13 protein-coding genes and 1 pseudogene are annotated in these 16649 nt (G+C 71.8%); 9 read left to right on the top strand and 5 right to left on the bottom strand.

The window, feature by feature from the left end:
• Positions 1-220: 220 nt before the first annotated feature.
• Together OG245_RS36855 and OG245_RS36850 are read left to right on the top strand one after the other, a co-directional pair.
• The gene (locus OG245_RS36855) at positions 221-1564 is read left to right on the top strand and encodes a polysaccharide lyase family 1 protein (protein WP_371627686.1); all 1344 of its coding nucleotides are present in this window, start codon (positions 221-223) and stop codon (positions 1562-1564) included.
• A 248-nt stretch (positions 1565-1812) separates the two neighbouring features.
• A pseudogene (locus OG245_RS36850) lies at positions 1813-2554 on the top strand (pectinesterase family protein); the annotation flags it as partial.
• Here the strand turns inward: OG245_RS36850 and OG245_RS36845 are convergent.
• On the bottom strand, positions 2542-4110 hold the full coding sequence (locus OG245_RS36845; protein WP_371627685.1) for a polysaccharide lyase family 1 protein: 1569 nt from the start codon (positions 4108-4110) through the stop codon (positions 2542-2544). The pseudogene OG245_RS36850 and the gene OG245_RS36845 overlap by 13 nt on opposite strands.
• Positions 4111-4430: 320 nt before the next feature.
• Entirely contained in the window at positions 4431-4991 is a 561-nt protein-coding gene (locus OG245_RS36840) for a TetR/AcrR family transcriptional regulator (protein ID WP_371627684.1), read from the bottom strand.
• 74 nt (positions 4992-5065) lie between these two features.
• Here OG245_RS36840 and OG245_RS36835 point away from each other — a divergent pair, with 74 nt between their 5' ends.
• A complete protein-coding gene (locus tag OG245_RS36835) occupies positions 5066-5938 on the top strand; it encodes an SDR family oxidoreductase (protein WP_371627683.1) in 873 nt (290 codons plus the stop codon).
• Between the two features lie 60 nt (positions 5939-5998).
• On the opposite strand, the gene OG245_RS36830 is transcribed toward OG245_RS36835, so the two are convergent.
• The 3 genes from OG245_RS36830 to OG245_RS36820 form a co-directional block, all read right to left on the bottom strand.
• Complete coding sequence (locus OG245_RS36830; RefSeq protein WP_371627682.1) at positions 5999-7471, bottom strand: FGGY-family carbohydrate kinase; 1473 nt, start codon at positions 7469-7471, stop codon at positions 5999-6001.
• Between the two features lie 151 nt (positions 7472-7622).
• The gene (locus OG245_RS36825; protein ID WP_371627681.1) at positions 7623-8399 is read right to left on the bottom strand and encodes a DeoR/GlpR family DNA-binding transcription regulator; all 777 of its coding nucleotides are present in this window, start codon (positions 8397-8399) and stop codon (positions 7623-7625) included.
• Positions 8400-8404: 5 nt separating this feature from the next.
• Positions 8405-9055, bottom strand: coding sequence for a histidine phosphatase family protein (locus tag OG245_RS36820; RefSeq protein WP_371627680.1), 651 nt, complete (start codon positions 9053-9055; stop codon positions 8405-8407).
• 266 nt (positions 9056-9321) lie between these two features.
• Between OG245_RS36820 and OG245_RS36815 the strand changes: the two genes are divergently transcribed.
• From OG245_RS36815 to OG245_RS36790, 6 genes are all read left to right on the top strand, one after another.
• Positions 9322-10377 (top strand): 2-hydroxyacid dehydrogenase, encoded by a 1056-nt coding sequence (locus tag OG245_RS36815; protein WP_371627679.1) that lies wholly within the window; start codon positions 9322-9324, stop codon positions 10375-10377.
• A gap of 144 nt (positions 10378-10521) precedes the next feature.
• On the top strand, positions 10522-11988 hold the full coding sequence (locus tag OG245_RS36810; protein ID WP_371627678.1) for an FGGY family carbohydrate kinase: 1467 nt from the start codon (positions 10522-10524) through the stop codon (positions 11986-11988).
• Positions 11989-12155: 167 nt separating this feature from the next.
• On the top strand, positions 12156-13190 hold the full coding sequence (locus OG245_RS36805) for a substrate-binding domain-containing protein (RefSeq protein ID WP_371627677.1): 1035 nt from the start codon (positions 12156-12158) through the stop codon (positions 13188-13190).
• A gap of 83 nt (positions 13191-13273) precedes the next feature.
• Positions 13274-14137: an ATP-binding cassette domain-containing protein gene (locus OG245_RS36800; RefSeq protein WP_371627676.1), complete on the top strand. Its 864-nt coding sequence runs from the start codon at positions 13274-13276 to the stop codon at positions 14135-14137.
• The gene (locus OG245_RS36795; RefSeq protein ID WP_371627675.1) at positions 14134-15390 is read left to right on the top strand and encodes a sugar ABC transporter permease; all 1257 of its coding nucleotides are present in this window, start codon (positions 14134-14136) and stop codon (positions 15388-15390) included. The genes OG245_RS36800 and OG245_RS36795 overlap by 4 nt, the downstream gene beginning before the upstream one ends.
• Before the next feature lie 57 nt (positions 15391-15447).
• The gene (locus OG245_RS36790) at positions 15448-16644 is read left to right on the top strand and encodes a hypothetical protein (RefSeq protein ID WP_371627674.1); all 1197 of its coding nucleotides are present in this window, start codon (positions 15448-15450) and stop codon (positions 16642-16644) included.
• The last annotated feature ends 5 nt before the right edge of the window (positions 16645-16649 follow it).

The raw sequence follows: 16649 nt of genomic DNA, 5'->3' as shown, positions 1-16649 counted from the left end.
CTCGGGCGCTGCCGGGTGAGGACGTGCTCGCCGAGCGCGGCGTCCGCCGACTGGACGAGCGGGTCCCGGTGGAGTGGATCACCTGGTCCAAACCCGCCTGACGTGCCCTCACTCTCCTCTCCCCTCTCCCTGTGCTTCCTCTGTCCTCCGTGAGTCCTCCCTCAGTCCTCGTCCTGTCCTTCTCCCTTCTCTCCCTTCCGACGACACAGAAGGATTCGCCATGCCCGCACGCAAGCGTCACACCCGCGCCATCGCCGTGACCCTGGGCTGCGCCTCCCTGGCCCTCGCCCTCGGCACCCCCGGCCGGGCCACCGCACACCCGCGCCACCCCGGCCCCGGCATCGAGCGCGCGGTGCTTCCCGCCGGAGACGGCTGGGCCGCCGCCGAGGGCTCCACCACGGGCGGCGCGAACGCCACCCCCGACCACGTCTACTCGGTGACCAACCGGGCCGAACTCGTCGCCGCCTTGGCGGAGGCGGGCGACGCGCCGAAGATCGTCAGGATCTCCGGGACCGTGCACGGCAACTCCGACGTCCACGGCACGCCGATCGACTGCGAGCAGTATCAGACCGGCGGCTACACGCTGGAGAAGTACCTCACCGCCTACGACCCCGAGGTCTGGGGCCGGGACGCGGTCCCCTCGGGTCCGCTGGAGGAGGCCCGCGCCGCCTCCGCGAAGCTCCAGGCAGCCTCCGTCCATATCAAGGTCCCCTCCAACACCACCCTGGTCGGCGTGGGGAAGAACCCGAAGGTCGTCGGCGCCTCGCTCCAGGTGAGGGACGTCTCCAACGTCATCATCCGCAACCTCGGCTTCGAGGACACCTATGACTGCTTCCCCCAGTGGGACCCCATGGACGGGGCCGAGGGCGCCTGGAACTCCGAGTACGACAACCTCGTCGTGTACGGGTCCCGTCATGTCTGGGTGGACCACAACACGTTCAGCGACGGCGACCGCCCCGACGCGGAGCAGCCCCACTACTTCGGCCAGGTGTACCAGCAGCACGACGGCCTCTTCGACATCGTGCGCGGCGCGGACCTGGTCACCGTCTCGTGGAACGTCCTCAGGGACCACGACAAGACCATGCTCATCGGCAACAGCGACGGCGCGGGCGCCACCGACCGGGACAAGCTCCGCGTCACGCTCCACCACAACCTCTTCAAGGACGTGAAGGAGCGGGCGCCGCGCGTGCGGTTCGGCCGGGTCGACTCGTACAACAACCACTTCGTGGCAACAAAGGGCAGCGCCTACGGATACACGTACGGCATCGGCGCGGAGTCCCGGCTGGTGGCCGAACACAACGCGTTCACCCTGGCGCGGGACGTGGACCGGGCGACGATCCTGAAGAAGTGGTCGGAGTCGTCACTCACGGCGGCGAACAACTACGTCGACGGGCGGAAGACCGACCTGGTCGCCGTGCACAACGCGGGGGTGCCGGGCGAGCACCTCACCGAGGGCGCCGGCTGGACGCCCCGCCTGCGGACGGCGGTCCACCACCCGCTCGCCGTGCCGGTGCTCGTGGCGCTCCGTGCGGGAGCGGGCAGGGCGAGCACGACGGGCCGCTGAGCACGCACGCCCGACCGCACGTAACCGACCGTTCGCGAACCGGCCGGAGCGGCACCGCATGCTTTCCACCACCCCGGAGAGCGCCGCTCCGGCCTTTCGCCATCCGCCGCGAGGAGCCCCATCATGCCCAACGGCCCCTGCCCACCCGACGGCCCTTCTCTGCCCGGGAATCCGTACCTGACCAGCGGCCCTTGCCCGACCAGCAGGCGCACCGCCCTCTCCCTGCTCGCCGGAACGGGTGCGGCCCCGGGTTCGCCGCCCGCGACCTGACCTTCGCCAACGACCGGCTGCGCTCCGACAACCCCGAGTACACCGGCACGCAGACCGTCGCCGTCAAGGTCCAGGGGGACCGGTCGGCGTTCCACGGCTGCCGGTTCCTCGGCCTCCAGGACACCCTGTACGCCGACTCACTCGCCGTCACCGCGTCCGCCCGCCAGTACTACCGCGACTGCTCCGTGGAAGGCGACGTCGACTTCGTCTTCGGCCGCGCCACCGCCGTCTTCGACCACTGCCACTTCCGCGCGCTGAACCGCACCGACCTGGCCTCGGCCCCCCTACGGCTACGTCTTCGCGCCGAGCACCGCCGGGACCAACCCGCACGGTTTCCTCGTCGTCCTCTCCCGGGTCACGAGCACCGCCCCCGACGCGCACCACAAGCTCGCCCGCCCCTGGGTGCCCTCGTCGGACCTCACGGCACACCCCATGCTGACCGTCCGCGACAGCCGGCTCGGCCCGGGGATCGACGCGAGGACGCCGTACGCCACCATGTCCGCGGGCTTCGCGTGGCAGGATCAGCGCTTCGCCGAGTACCGCAACACCGGCCCCGGCGCCGGCGTCACCGGCCCCGCGAACCGGCCGCAGCTCAGTCCGGTCGAGGCCCGTGCCCACGTCCCGGCCCGCCGGCTGGACGCCCGGGACCCGCACCTCCCGACCGCGTGGGAGGTGCGGGTCGTGGATCGTGGGAGCGGTCCGTGTGGTCAGCCCGCGTAGGTCTCGAACTCGGCGATCCTCGGAGTGCCGGTCGAGCCGGTGATCTCGAAGGTGATCTTCCGCAGGGAGGTACGGGGAAAGCTGATGGCGCCCGCTCCTTCGCCGGAGGTCAGGACGGCGCCGGTGTCTCCGTTGAAAAGCCGCCAGCCCTTGATGGCACCGGTGGAACCCGCTGCCTCACGGATGACGACCGAGGAGATCTGGGTGGCGGAGGCCCACTTGATCGAGGCGGAGCCGGTGGGGCCGGCGGGTGACCAGTAGGTGTTCCGGTCGCCGTCGCGCAGATCGCCGTAGCTCGTGCCGGCGGCCTTGCTGGAGCCGTCGGAGCCGGCTCCGATGCTGAGGTTGGTCCCGGTGGGCGGGGTGGGATCGGTCGGGCCGGGCGTCGGGTCCGTCGGTCCTGGCGTCGGGTCGGTCGGCGTCGGCGTCGGCGTGGGCGTCTGCGGGGTGCAGTTGCCGTCCGAGACCTTCAGGCCCGTGCCCGCGCCCGCCGTGCGGCTGACGACGTCCGGCACGCAACCGGCCGTGTCGGCACGGTAGGTGTAGGGGATGTCGACGGTGGTGGTGGACTTCATGTCGGGCCCTGCGGGGTTGGTCGTGCCGCCGGGGCTGGACCAGGTCACGTTGTCGAGGGTGTTCCCGCCGGCCTGCCAGTAGCCGGCCTCGTCGGTGTAGAAGGTGCCGAGGACGTCCTTGGAGTCCTGGAAGTAGTTGTTCTCCACCTTGGCGCGGGCCCCGGCCCGGGAGTTGATGCCGGACTCGTTGAGCCGCACGTAGTGGTTGTTGTAGATGTGGGCGATGCCGCCGCGCAGCAGGGGCGCGCGGGAGTCGATGTTCTCGTACAGGTTGTGGTGGTAGGTGATGAATCCGTTGGAGAGGTCGCTCTCGCTGGACCCCACCAGGCCGCCGCGGCCGGAGTTGCGCAGGATGCTGTACGAGAGGGTCACGTACTGCGTGTTGGCCTTCATGTCGAAGAGTCCGTCGTAGCCCTCCGACTCCCCGCCCGACGCCTCCAGGGTCGTGTGGTCGACCCAGACGTTGCGGACGCCGGACTCCATGCCGATGGCGTCGCCGCCGTTGGAGGTGGGCGAGCCGGACTTCTTGACGTTCCGGACGGTGACGTTCTGGATGATGATGTTGCCGGCCTCGCGCAGGTGGATGCCCAGCTGGTCGAAGACGGCCCCGCTGCCGACGCCGACGATCGTGACGTTGCTGATCTGCTTGAGCTCGATCACGCCGGCGGCGGTGCTGCAGCTGTCGCCCGACACCTTGGCGGTGTTGCCGTGGTTGATGGTGCCTTCGACCTCGATCACGATCGGGGTACTGCTGTCGGCCCGCCCGCACAGCGCCTCGTGGATCTGGGTCCCGGTGGTGGCGCGGACGGTCTGCCCGCCCGCCCCGCCGGTGGTCCCGCCGTTCTGGGTGGCGTAGCCGGTGGCGCTCCCGGTCGCCGCCGCCGCCTCGGGCGCCGACAGCCCTGCTCCGGCCGCGGCCGCGGCCGCGATGGCCAGAGTTGCCACGGCGGCTTGCAACCGCCGTGCGACTGGTCGTTCCATGGTCGTCTCCCCTGCGTAATCGGTCGGTCGGTGATGGATGACAGAGAACGCACACATGGCGTGCTCATGACATGTGGGAGCGCTCCCGCATGCCGCCGCACAGAAGCGGCTCCGTCGGTCCGGGGGGCATGCGGCAGCGCTCCGGCGCCCCGGGCTCCACACCGCGAGCGACGGGACAGCAAGCGCTTTCTAAAGTGAACGTAGAGGGGTCCGGCCAGCATGGCAAGGTCCTTGCGGCAGCGGCTTTCCCGGAACCGCTCCCGTATCGAAGTACCGTGACCCACGCGCCCGTTCGGGACGGCTCAACGCCAACAGCCCGCTCATCGGGCGCTGATGGCACCGCGAAGGGTCCAACGGATCAGGTCGTCGACCCCGTGGCGTGCGACGAGCCCGTCACCGGTCGCGTGGAGGCCGGTGTAGACGATGCTCCACAGCATGCGCTGGATCCACTGGGCCGGGACGGCGGAGTCGAGCTCACCGTCCCGTTGCCCCCGCCGGATCTCCGCGACGAGGATCTCGTCGACCTCGCCCGCGACCGGGGCGTCCGCGCGGGAGGGCTCCTCCCCCGCCGAGGCGAACAGGAACAGCACCCGGTCGCCGACGTGGACCATGGCACTGACGATCCGGTCGACCACCTCCAGCACCGGGCCGGAGCCGGGAGCGGCCTCCACGATCGCCGCGTGGAGGGCGGCCCAGGAGTCACTGGTGAGCGCCGACCGGAGATGTTCGCGGTCGGGGAAGTAGCGGTGGACGGTGGCGCGGCCGACACCGGCCGCCGCGGCGATGCGCCCCAGGCTCACGGCGGGATCCCGCGCCCACTCACCCGCCGCCGCATCGAGGATGGCACGACGCGTGCGCTGCTTCTGCGGTGACAACTCCATTGCCGGATCATAAGGCACAGTGTCATTATGAGACTATGAAGTCTCACTTTGATAGTTCATTGCCTCTTACCGTCGTGACCGGTGCGACCGGCGTGCTCGGGCGGCGCGTCGTCGATGGGCTGCTGAGCGGCGGCCGGCCGGTGCGAGCCGTGTCCCGGCGGCCCCGGCAGCGCGTTCTGCCGCCTGCCGTGGAGGTGGTGGCCGGCGATGTCCATGAGCCGTCGACGCTCGGCACCGCCTTCGAGGCGGCCAGGTCACTGGTGCTCATCGCGGTGCCGGACACGGCAGTCGCGGTCGTCGAACGCGCGCGGAAGGCGGGGATCGAGCACATCGTGGTCGTGTCGTCCGCCGCCGTGACCGCGGGCCATGACACCACCTACAACCTGCCCGTCGAGCGCGCGGTGCAGGCGTCCGGGCTCGACTGGTCGATCGTCCGGCCCGGTGAGTTCGCCACCAATGCCCTGCTCATCTGGGGTCCGGCCATCCGCTCCGGCCGGCGGGCGGTCGAGCCGTTCCCCGACCAGGCCGGCAACCCGATCCACGAGCAGGACATCGCCGACGTCATCCTCGCCGACCTGCTCGATCACGACCGCCGCGGACGCATCGACACGATCATCGGCCCCGACAGACTCACCAAGCGCGAACAGGTCGCCCTCATCGCCGGGGCGGTGGGAGAGGACATCGCCCTCGACGAGGTGACGCCCCAGCAGGCGCTCGACTTCTACCGCGAGCAGGGCGGGTTCGCGGCCGACAACGCCGACTGGCTGTACGGCCTCACCAGTTACGACGGGGTGGAAGGCGTCACCGACGAACCCGGCGAAGTGAACCCCGCTTCCGACGACGCCTACCTCACCCTCGCCGAGGTCCTCGGCCGACCGGGACGCTCCTACGCGCAGTGGGCCGGCGACCACGCCTCCGACTTCACCTTCACCGGAACGGTCGGCTGAGGATCAGTGCGCGCTGACGCTCTTTCCCCTCGTCTACGGGTACGGGCGGGGCGCGACGCGTCAGTCGGCCGGGAGCCAGCCCCGCTCGCTCAGCGCCGTGACGAAGCGGCCGTAGGCGTCGTCCAGGGCGGGGCGTTCCTCCGGTACCGGCTCGACGAGGGCGCCGCCGCGCACCATCGCCGCGGCGCTCGCAGCGAGGTCCTCGTGGAGCGTGCCGGTCGCGGCGAGGAGCGCGGCGCCGAAGGCCGTCTCCGCGCGCTCGACGACCCGGATCGGGCGGTCCAGGACGGTGGCCCGGATCGTCGTCCACACGGCGCTGCGGCTGCCCCCGCCGGCCGCGTGCAGGGGGCCGAGGACCGGAACGCCCAGACGCTCGACCCGGTCCAGGGCCAGGCGTTCGACGAAGGCGACTCCTTCGAGTGCGGCCCGGTGGGCGTCCGCCTCGTCGCGGGGGCGGCCCAGCTCGAATCCGCGTGCCGCGCCGGAGACGAAGGGGAACCGTTCGCCGTCGCGGCACAGCGGGTAGCGCACGTACGAGGCGGGGCCCCGGGCCGCAGCGGCGGCGTCCAGCGCGGGCAGGCGGGCCGGGGCTACGTCGGCCAGGCACTCCCCTCCGGTGTTGGAGGCACCGCCGGGGAGCCACCAGCCGTCGGGGTGACGATGGCTGTAGAACGCGCCGGTCGCGTCGCGGACCAGGTCCGCGGAGACTCCCTTGAGGACGTACGTGGTGCCGAGCACGCCCACGAAGCGGCCCGGCTCGACCGCCCCGGTGGCGATCTGGCCCGCGCAGCCGTCCGTCATCCCCAGGCGTACGGAGCATCCTTGGGGCAGGCCCGTGGCCTCGGCCGCCTCCGGGCCGACGACTCCGGCCTCCGTGGCGGGGGCGCGTACGGAGGGGAGCAGCGCGAGCGGGAAGTCGAAGGCGTCGAAGACCTCGTGCGCCCACTCCGCGGCACGGGCGTCGTAGCCGGACTTGAGCGCGTGGCTCCAGTCGGTGGCGACGGGGCGGCCCGTCAGCGCGCGCCCGACGACCTCGGGTGTGTGCAGGACCTGACGCAGAGCGGAACCGTATGTCCGCAGGCACCAGACGGCCCGGCCCAGCGCCGCGGTGGGCCCCACGGACAGGCCGAGCGCGTCCCACCGGGCGCTGCCCGCCCGCTGGGCCCCGGCGTTGGCGTCGGCGGCCCGCCGGTCGTCGTACATCAGGGCCGGGCCGAGCGGGACACCGTCGGTCCCGGTGGGCACGATGGTGCCGGACGTGGCGGACACGGCCACCGCGATCACCTCGCGGCCGCCCCGGGGCAGCGCGCCCGTCGTGCGGCGCAGCGCCGACCGTACGGCGGGCCACCACGACCGGGCGTCCTGCTCGCTCGTCCCGGCGGCGGTCCGTACGGGGGGCGGCAGTTCGCCCCGGGCCTCGGCGAGTACGCGCCCCTGGCCGTCCACGCACACCGTGCGGACGGACGCGGTGGCCACGTCGACGCCGATCACGGCCGGGGCGTGGGGAGTGGTGCGACGGGATGCACTGCTCATGGCGGAAAGCGTCCTTCCCCGGCGGGACGGGCCTGTGACGTCCACCGATCAGGTGGCGGTCCGTCGCGGTGGCTGCGTGCGTGTGAATTCACCATGCGTTCCATCATGGCGGCGGGGCGGGAGGAACGGCCTACTGGCGGAACGAGCGGCGTCAGGGGACGACCGCCGCCACCGTCACCCGGGTCCTTTCGCGGAGTTTGCCGAGCAGTTCGGCGTCCGCCCCGTCGTCCACGACGAGATGGTCCAGGTCGCCGACGGGCCCCACGCGGTGCAGCGCGGTCCGGGCCAGCTTGGTGTGGTCCATGAGCATCACCTTCGTGGCCGCCGACGTGAGCATCGCCCGTTTCACCAGCACCACGTCCTGCTCCTGGTGGTAGGCCGTCCTGGCGTCGAGGGCCGAGGTGGAGACCGCGACGAGGTCGACGGAGAGCGCCTCCACCGCCTCGACGCAGGGCATTCCGAGGAAGGAGTCATGGGTGCGCGAGTACTCGCCGCCCAGGGCGATCAGGCGGATGCCCTCGCACCCGGTGAAGACGTCGAGCACCCGGCGGGCGTTGGTGACGACGGTGAGCGGGGCGAGGTCGACCAGCAGGCCCGCCATGACCAGGACCGTGGTGGAATCGTCGAGCATCACCGACATCCCGGGCTCCACCAGCGCGGCGGCGGCGCGCGCGACAGCGTTCTTCTCCGCCGTGTTGACGCCGAGCCGGTAGTCGAGGCTCGACTCGAACACCGTGGACGGCAGGGCGGACGCGCCGCCGCGGAAGCGCCGCAGCACCCCTTGCCGCGCGAGGTCGTCGAGGTCGCGGTGGACGGTCATCAGGCTCACGCCCGCGAGCTGGGCGAGGGCGGCGCCCGTGGCCGTGCCCTGCTCCACGACATGGTCGGCGATGAGCCGTCGCCGTTCTTCGGCGGATCTCTTGGTCATGGGGGTCAGTCTCCCGCAGGGCCCGGGCCGGGCGCGGGGGCGGGGGGCGCGGTGGTGGGCACGTTGAGCGAGCGCAGCGCCGTCTCCGCGCCGCGGATCTCGATCTCCGTGACAGCCCCGTTGTCCAGTCGCGGGAAGATCCGCCGGTAGCGTCCGAGGGGCAGTCCGAGGAGTTCGCACAGGGCGATGCGCAGCAGGGTGTTGTGGGCGACGACCAGCACCTTCTCTCCCTGGTGTCGGTGGGCGAGGTCGCGCAGGGAGCCGGTCGCCCGCGCCGCGGCCAGGGCGACCGGCTCGGAGCCGGGGAAGGCGCCGGTGCCGGCGTCCTCGCGGAACCGCCGTACGGCTTCGGGGTCCTCCTCGGCCATCTCCTCGACGGTCCTGCCCTCGCCCCATCCGAAGTCCACCTCCCGCAGCCCCTCCCGGACGTCCGCCGTCAGGCCCAGCGCCGCCGCCGCGGGAGCCGCCGTCAGGCGCGCGCGGCCGAGCGGGGAGCAGGCGACCGCGTCCACGCCGTTGCGGGCGGCCCAGGATCCGAGGTCGGCTCCCTGGGCCACGCCCTTGGGCGTCAGGGCGACGTCGGTGACACCGGCGTACCGGTTCTCCGCGTGCCACTCGGTCTCGCCGTGGCGTACCAGCAGGAGCCGAGAGGTCATGGAGAGGCCCTTTCGAGGTCGAGGCGCAACCGCAGGATGAGCAACCACAGGAACGGCGAACGCGGGAACAGCAGACGCAAGGTGAGCAACAGAACGCGAGGTGAGCAACAGGCCGTACGCGCCGGGCGCATTGCCGGTTCACGTGGGCGCTGTTAAATTTAACAGAAATTCCACAGTCCAGGACCGCCCTGTCACGGCTCGGATCACCCTCCGGCCTGCTCGCCACGCAAGCCCACCGGCTCTCCTCGCAGAAGGAATCCGACGTCATGCGCATCCTCGCCGCAGGCGACCACTTCGTCCGTCCCTCGTTGATCCGCGCGGCAGTGAGCCAGGAGCTGTCGCGTACGGCCCGGGAGCTCCCGGAGTTCGCGGAGCTGACCCTCCCCTGGCCCCACGAGCCCTTCGGCCCGGTCGCGGAGGTGCACGAGGCGAGCGGTACGGAGGACGAGCTCATCGAGGCGCTGTCCGGGGCCTCGGTCTGCGTGACGCAGATGGCCCCGTTCACCGGCCGGGTGTTCGCCGCGTCGCCCGCGTTGCGCCTCGTCGCCGTCTCCCGGGGCGGGCCGGTCAATGTGGACCTGGCCGCCGCCACCCGTCACGGGGTCAGGGTCAGCTTCGCCCCCGGCCGCAACGCCCAGGCCGCCGCGGAGTTCGCCGTGGGGCTGATGCTCGCCGCGATGCGCCGCGTCACCACCGCCGACGCGGAGCTGAAGCGGGGCATCTGGCGGGGCGATCTGTACGCGTACGAGGAGAGCGGCGGCGAGCTGGGCGGGGCCACGGTCGGACTCGTGGGCTACGGCGCCATCGGCCGCATCGTGGCACGGGTGATGCGCGCCTTCGGGGCCCGTGTGCTCGCGGCCGACCCGTACGCCGATCGGGCGGCGATCGAGGCGGACGGGGTCGAACCGGTCGAGCTGGACGACCTCCTGAGCCGGAGTTCGGTGGTGAGTCTGCATGCCCGCCTGACGGAGGAGACCCACCACCTGCTCGACTCCCGCCGCCTCGGGCTGCTGCCGCACGGCGCGGTCCTGGTGAACTCCGCCCGTGGCGGGCTGCTCGACCACAGGCCGCTGCCGGAGCTGCTGCGGGGCGGCGCCCTCGGGGCGCTCGCCCTCGACGTGTACGACATCGAGCCGATCCCCGCCGACTGGGCCCTGCGCGACGTGCCGAACGTGATCACGACCCCCCATCTCGCGGGCGCGACCCGGCAGACGGCGCACCGGGCGGCGTCCGTCACCGCATCCGAGGTCGGCCGCTTCCTGCGCGGGGAGGAGCCGGCCCACCTCGCGAACCATGACGTCCTGGCGGCCGGTCGGACCTGACGGCGACCGCCCTCGCCGTGACCGTCGCCCGGGAGCTCGTCCGCCCCCCGCCGGCCCCACTCCGCACCATCTGCTCGCTTCCGCCTCTATCCGTTCTTGTCTACTGATATCGGCCCGCATCGTCTCGTACGGGAGGCACCAGGCGTGAGCACCATCATCGGTGTGGACATCGGGACGTCGGTCACCAAGGCCGTGGCGTTCGACGGGGCGGGTGACGCGCTGGCCTCCGCGAGCCGGCGCTCCCATCTGGACATGCTGCCGGGCGGTCGCGTCGAGCAGGATCTCGACGACGTCGTGGCCGGTGTCGGCGAGGTCGTGCGCGAAGTCGCCGCCGCCGTCGGCCGGACACCGGACGCCGTGGCGCTCACCGGTCAGGGGGACGGTCTGTGGCTGCGGGACTCCGAGGGCCGCCCGGTGCGGCCCGCCATCTCCTGGATGGACGCGCGGGCCTCGGACGTGGTGACCCGCTGGCTGGTGGACGGCACGGTCGGCACCGCTTACGCGCACACCGGCTCCGGCATGTTCCCGGGATGCCACGGCCCGCTGCTGAACTGGCTCCAGGAACACGAGCCGGAGTCGCTGGACCGGGCCGCCGTCGCGGGGTACTGCGTCGACGCTGTCGCCCAGCGCCTCACCGGCCGGGTGTGCCTGGACGCCTCCGACGCGACGCTGCCGTTCCTCGACCCCCGTACCCGTCGCTACGCACCCCAGGCGCTGGCGGCCTGCGGCGTCGAGGAACGGGCGGGTCTGCTGCCGCCTCCCGCCGCCCCCGGCACGGTGCTCGGGCTGGACGGCCGCGGCGCCGGACTCCTGGGGCTCCCCGAGGGGCTGCCCGTCGTGGCGGGGCCGTACGACCTGCCGGCGTGCGCGATCGGCAGCGGGGTGCGCGAGGTGGGGGACGGCGTTCTGATCCTCGGCACGACCCTCGCGAGCCAGGTGCTGACCGACCGCGTCGATCTCGATCCGCTCGCCGAGCCCGCCGGCATGTGGTTGTGCACACCCGTCCCCGGCCGCTGGCTGCGCGCCATGCCCGCGATGGTCGGGACGGCGGCGCTGGAGTGGGTGCTCGCCCTCGTCGGCGCGACCACGGCCGACGTGGACGCCCTGCTCACCGACAGTCCGCCCGGAGCCCGGGGCGTCCATGCCTTCCCCTTCCTGTCCGAAGCGGGCGAACGGGCCCCGTTCGTCGAGCCGGCGGCCCGGGGCAGACTCGACGGGCTCAGCCTGGCGACGGGCCGGGAGGACGCTGTGAGGGCCGTCTGCGAGGCCATCGGCTACGCCGCCCGGCACTGCCTGGACACGGCTGGGCTGAGCGGCACCCTGGCGCTGTGCGGCGGTGGCACCCGGTCGGTGATGTGGGCCCGGCTGATCGCCGACGTCCTCGGCCGGCCCGTCCGCGTTCCGCTGGAGGAGCAGGTCGGGGCGCTCGGCGTGGTGTCCGTCGCGAGGGCTTCCCTGTCCCCCGGGTACGAGGCGCCGCCGGGGCGCCACCAGGTCGTCGAACCGCGTGCGGACGTACGGGCGCTGTACGAGGACGGATACGAGCGGTACCGGGCGGAGTTGACGACGGCCCGCACCGAATGGCGGGCTCGCGCGCGGTTCAGCGGTTGACCGGCCGCCTCCGGACGAGCCCACCACCCTGTTATTTATGACATGCCCATTGACACTACTAACACGCGCGCTGTTAATTTGACGCGAAGGAGGGCTCTCCGCCTGAAGACCGGGAGATTCCAGTGAAGCAACGCTCTGTCAGATCGTTCGCCGCTGCCTTGTCCGTGATGACGGTGATCGTCTCCGCCGCCGCTTGTACGACGAAAGCGCCGAACAGCACGGACGCCAAGTCGCCGCGGGACGCGAAGATCGCGTTCCTGATGCCCGATATCGCCTCCACCCGGTACGAGTTGTACGACGCCCCTCTCTTCAGGGCCAAGGTGAAGGATCTCTGCGGTGGTTGCGAGGTCCTCTACCAGAACGCGGGCGGCGACGCGGCGAAGCAACAGCAGCAGGCCGACTCGGCTCTCGCGCAGGGCGCCGACGTCATCGTGATCGATCCGGTGGACTCCGCCGCGGCCGCCAGCACCGTCCGTACGGCGCAGGGCCGAGGGGTCCCCGTCATCGCGTACGACCGGCCGATCCCGGCGGTCAAGGCCGACTACTACGTCTCCTTCGACAACGAGAAGATCGGCTCCATGATCGGCGCTTCCCTGGTGGAGCACCTCAAGGCCACCTCCTCGAAGGGCGGGCTCCTCCAGGTCAACGGATCGCCGACCGACGCGGCGGCGGGCCTGATCAAGAAGGGCGTACACAGCGCGGTCGACTCCAGCGGATTCGATCTCCTCGCCGAATACGACACGCCGGCCTGGGAACCGGGCAAGGCCCAGAGCTGGGTCAGCGGCCAGATAGCCAAGTTCCCGGGGAGGATCGCCGGAGTGGTGGCCGCCAACGACGGCACGGGCGGCGGCTCCATCGCCGCGTTCAAGGCGGCCGGAGCGAAGGTCCCGCCGGTGACCGGGAACGACGCCGAACTCGCCGCCGCCCAGCGGATCATCAAGGGCGACCAGTACAACACCATCTCCAAGCCCATCAAGACCGTCGCGGAAGCCGCGGCCACCGCGGCGTACGCCTTCGCCGAGGGCAGGAAGCCCCGGGGCGACACCACCCTCTTCGGCACTCCCTCGGAGCTCTTCACCCCCACCGTGGTCACCCGGGAGAACATCGCGGAGGTGCTGGTGGGCGACGGAAAGCCGCTGAAGACCGCCGAGGTGTGCACGGCGACGTACGCCGCCGCCTGCGCCGAGATCGGCCTGACCTAGCCCGCGCTGTCCCCTCCTGCCTCTGCTCGTCTGCTGCCTCTGCTCCCCTGCCCGTCTGCCCGTCTGCCTCGGAAGGTCGGTCGATGTCCGCTGACTCCTTGCCCTCGCCTCACGAGGCGTCGGGGGGCTCGCTGCTCTCCCTGCGCGGGATCAGCAAATCCTTCGGCGCCGTCGCCGCACTCACCGATGTCGACCTCGACGTCGCCGCCGGGCAGGTCGTCGCTCTGGTCGGCGACAACGGAGCGGGGAAGTCCACCCTGGTCAAGGTCCTCTCCGGGGTGCACCGGCCGGACGCCGGAACCGTCGGCTTCGGCGCCGGGACCGTGTCCATCCCCTCCCCGGCCACCGCACAGCGGCTCGGCATCGCGACCGTGTTCCAGGACCTCGCCCTGTGCGAGAACCTGAACGTGGTGGAGAACCTCTTCCTCGGGCGCGAGGTGCGCGGGCTGCGCCTGGACGAGGTGGCCATGGAGGTCCGCTCCCGCGTCCTGCTCGGGGAGCTGTCGGCGAAGATCCCCTCGGTACGCGTCCCGGTCGCGGCCCTGTCCGGCGGCCAACGGCAGACGGTGGCCATCGCGCGGACCCTCCTGGGCGACCCCAAAGTGATCATCCTGGACGAGCCGACAGCCGCCCTGGGCGTGGCGCAGACCGCGGAGGTCCTCAATCTGATCGAGCGTCTGAGGGAGCGCGGCCTGGGCGTCATCATGGTCAGCCACAACATGGCCGACGTGCGGGCCGTCGCCGACACGGTGGCCGTCCTGCGGCTCGGCCGCAACAACGGCGTCTTCGACGCGGCCGGGACGACGCCGTCGGAGCTGGTGGCGGCCATCACCGGAGCCACCGACAACGTGGTCAGCCGCCGCGCCGGCCGCGACCGGGCCACGGGCCACGGAGCCGGAACGGCGCACAGGCGGACCGGATCGGCGCACGAGGGGGAAGCACCATGACGGAACCGGCCGCTGTCACGAGCCCGGAGCTCCCCCGGGGTGAGCCCCTCAAGCCGCCGTCGCGGTCCGCCCGTCCGCGCGACCGCCTGCGGGCGCTGTCCGTCCGGCTGCGCGGCGGCGACCTCGGCCTCGCGCCCGTCCTCGCCGGGCTGGTCGTGATCTGGGTCGTGATGCAGATCCTCAACCCCGTCTTCCTGTCGAGCGCGAACCTCACGAACCTCGCCCTCGAAAGCGTGCCGGTCGGCATCATCGCCCTCGGAGTGGTCTGCGTCCTCCTCGTCGGCCAGATCGATCTGTCGGTCGGCTCGATCAGCGGCCTCGGCGCTGCCGTACTGGCGGTCCTCTTCGTGGACCGGGGGCTGCCGGCCTGGCTCGCCGTCACCGTCTCCCTGGCTCTCGCGGGTCTGATCGGGTGGTTCTACGCCCAGGTCCACAACCGGATCGGGGTGCCCAGCTTCGTCATCACCCTCGGCGGCCTCCTCGGCTTCCTCGGCGTGCAGCTGTGGATACTCGGGCCCAAGGGGTCGATCAACCTGCCCTTCGACTCGGGTCTGGTGGCCTTCGCCCAACTCCACTTCCTGCCGGCCTGGTTGGCGTACACGCTGGTCGTCGCGGGCGCGGCGGCGCTGTACGCGACCGGTGCCGCCCGTGCGGCGGAGCGCCGTCGGGCGGGGCTCACCGCCTCCTCGCGGCGCCTGCTCGCCGGACGGAGTCTGGCGCTGCTGGCCGGTCTCGGCGCGGCGGTCTGGTACCTCGACCGGGACCGGGGGGTCGGCTGGATGTTCGTGTTCTTCCTCGCCCTGGTGCTGGCGCTGCACTACGTCCTGTCCCGCACCTCGTTCGGCAAGTCGATGTACGCGGTCGGCGGCAACATGGAGGCCGCGCGGCGTGCGGGCGTGAACGTGAAGGCCGTCCTCACCACCGCGTTCGTGCTGTGCACGACGCTCGCCTGTGTCGGCGGCGTCCTCTCCGCCTCACGGCTCGCGGCTGCCAACCAGAGCAGCGGCGGCGGTGACGTCAACCTCAACGCCATCGCGGCGGCCGTCATCGGCGGCACCAGTCTGTTCGGCGGCCGGGGCACCGCGTTCGCCGCGCTGCTCGGTGTGCTGGTGATCCAGTCCATCTCCAGTGGGCTCACGCTGCTGAACCTCGACTCCGCGTACCGCTTCATAGTGACCGGCGGGGTACTGCTGCTGGCGGTGTCGTTGGATGCCGTGGCCCGGCGTTCACGGGTCTCCCACGGCAGGGCCTGAGTCCTCGCTCGTCTCCACCGACGCCGCACATCCCAGGACCACGATCCCGGAGGATCCATGCGAAGCCGAGCACCGGTGCGCCTCGCCGCCCTGTTCCTGTCGATCGTCGTCGCGTCGGCGCTCCTGGCGGTGGGCGGAGGCTCGGCACATGCCCGAACACCGTCCCCGTCCCCGTCCCCGTCCCCGTCGCCGTCGCCGTCCCGCTCACTGCCCGCTTCCGTCGACGGCGGGGCCTGGTCGTCCGGGCATCTCCAGGGCACAGCCATCGACCGCCGCAAGGGCCACATGTACTTCTCCTTCACCGATCTGCTGGTGAAGACCGACCTGTCGGGCAGAGCGATCGGCTCGGTCACCGGCTTCACCGGGCACCTGGGCGATCTGGACGTCAACACCGGCGACGGCCGGGTCTACGGCTCCCTGGAGTACAAGGCCGCGGAGGCGTTCTACGTCGCGATCTTCGACGGAGCCCGCATCACCCGGATGAACATGGACGCCCGGACCACCGATGTGGTCTCGACCGTCCATCTCCGGGAGGTCGTTCGGGACTACACCGCCGATATGAACGGCGACGGGGTCTTCGACGGGAACACCGGCACTACCCCCGACCACCGCTACGGCTGCAGCGGCATCGACGGGGTCGCCTTCGGCCCCGACCTGGACCACCGGGGCGGCGTCCGGCTCACCGTCGCGTACGGCGTCTACTCCAACACCGCCCGCACCGACAACGACCACCAGGTGCTGCTCCAGTACGACGTGCGCGACTGGAGAAGGTACGAGAGGCCGCTCGTCGAAGGCGCTCACCACACAAGCGGCCCCGCCTCCCCCGACGGCACGTTCTTCGCCTACACCGGCAACACCACGTACGGCGTCCAGAATCTGGAGTACGACCGGCACAGCGGCAACTGGCTGATGGCCGTGTACAAGGGCAGGAAGACCGCCTTTCCCCACTACTCGCTCTACGTGGTGGACGGCTCGGAGCCCGCCCGCCGGGGAGAGGTGAAGGGACAGCCGCGCCCCGAGTCCGGCCGTATCCTCTCCCTCCTGCCCCGCGGGCTGCACCACGAGCCGTCCGGCGTGTACGGCTTCGAGTCGGGCGGCCAGTACGGTCTGGTCTCGCTCGACGACGGCAGGTTCTACGTGGCCGAGGCGGGCACGGCCGACTCCGGAGGAACCACGCTGCAGACCGGACGCGCGGTGCTGCATCGCTGGACAGGGGCGACGCCCAACCCCTTCACGGTGTGGGGACGCCCCTGATCAGC

It is taken from the genome of Streptomyces sp. NBC_01116 (genome assembly GCF_041435495.1).
Taxonomy (GTDB): domain Bacteria; phylum Actinomycetota; class Actinomycetes; order Streptomycetales; family Streptomycetaceae; genus Streptomyces.
The sequence above is the reverse complement of the archived record's forward strand: the minus strand, read 5'-3'. Positions and strand labels throughout refer to the sequence as shown.

What these genes read in the sequence shown, in the direction of transcription:
- OG245_RS36855 (WP_371627686.1), top strand. Translation starts at nt 221, where the DNA reads ATGCCCGCACGCAAGCGTCACACCCGCGCCATCGCCGTGACCCTGGGC.
- OG245_RS36845 (WP_371627685.1), bottom strand. Translation starts at nt 4,110, where the DNA reads ATGGAACGACCAGTCGCACGGCGGTTGCAAGCCGCCGTGGCAACTCTG.
- OG245_RS36840 (WP_371627684.1), bottom strand. Translation starts at nt 4,991, where the DNA reads ATGGAGTTGTCACCGCAGAAGCAGCGCACGCGTCGTGCCATCCTCGAT.
- OG245_RS36830 (WP_371627682.1), bottom strand. Translation starts at nt 7,471, where the DNA reads ATGAGCAGTGCATCCCGTCGCACCACTCCCCACGCCCCGGCCGTGATC.
- OG245_RS36825 (WP_371627681.1), bottom strand. Translation starts at nt 8,399, where the DNA reads ATGACCAAGAGATCCGCCGAAGAACGGCGACGGCTCATCGCCGACCAT.
- OG245_RS36820 (WP_371627680.1), bottom strand. Translation starts at nt 9,055, where the DNA reads ATGACCTCTCGGCTCCTGCTGGTACGCCACGGCGAGACCGAGTGGCAC.
- OG245_RS36815 (WP_371627679.1), top strand. Translation starts at nt 9,322, where the DNA reads ATGCGCATCCTCGCCGCAGGCGACCACTTCGTCCGTCCCTCGTTGATC.
- OG245_RS36805 (WP_371627677.1), top strand. Translation starts at nt 12,156, where the DNA reads ATGACGGTGATCGTCTCCGCCGCCGCTTGTACGACGAAAGCGCCGAAC.
- OG245_RS36800 (WP_371627676.1), top strand. Translation starts at nt 13,274, where the DNA reads ATGTCCGCTGACTCCTTGCCCTCGCCTCACGAGGCGTCGGGGGGCTCG.
- OG245_RS36795 (WP_371627675.1), top strand. Translation starts at nt 14,134, where the DNA reads ATGACGGAACCGGCCGCTGTCACGAGCCCGGAGCTCCCCCGGGGTGAG.
- OG245_RS36790 (WP_371627674.1), top strand. Translation starts at nt 15,448, where the DNA reads ATGCGAAGCCGAGCACCGGTGCGCCTCGCCGCCCTGTTCCTGTCGATC.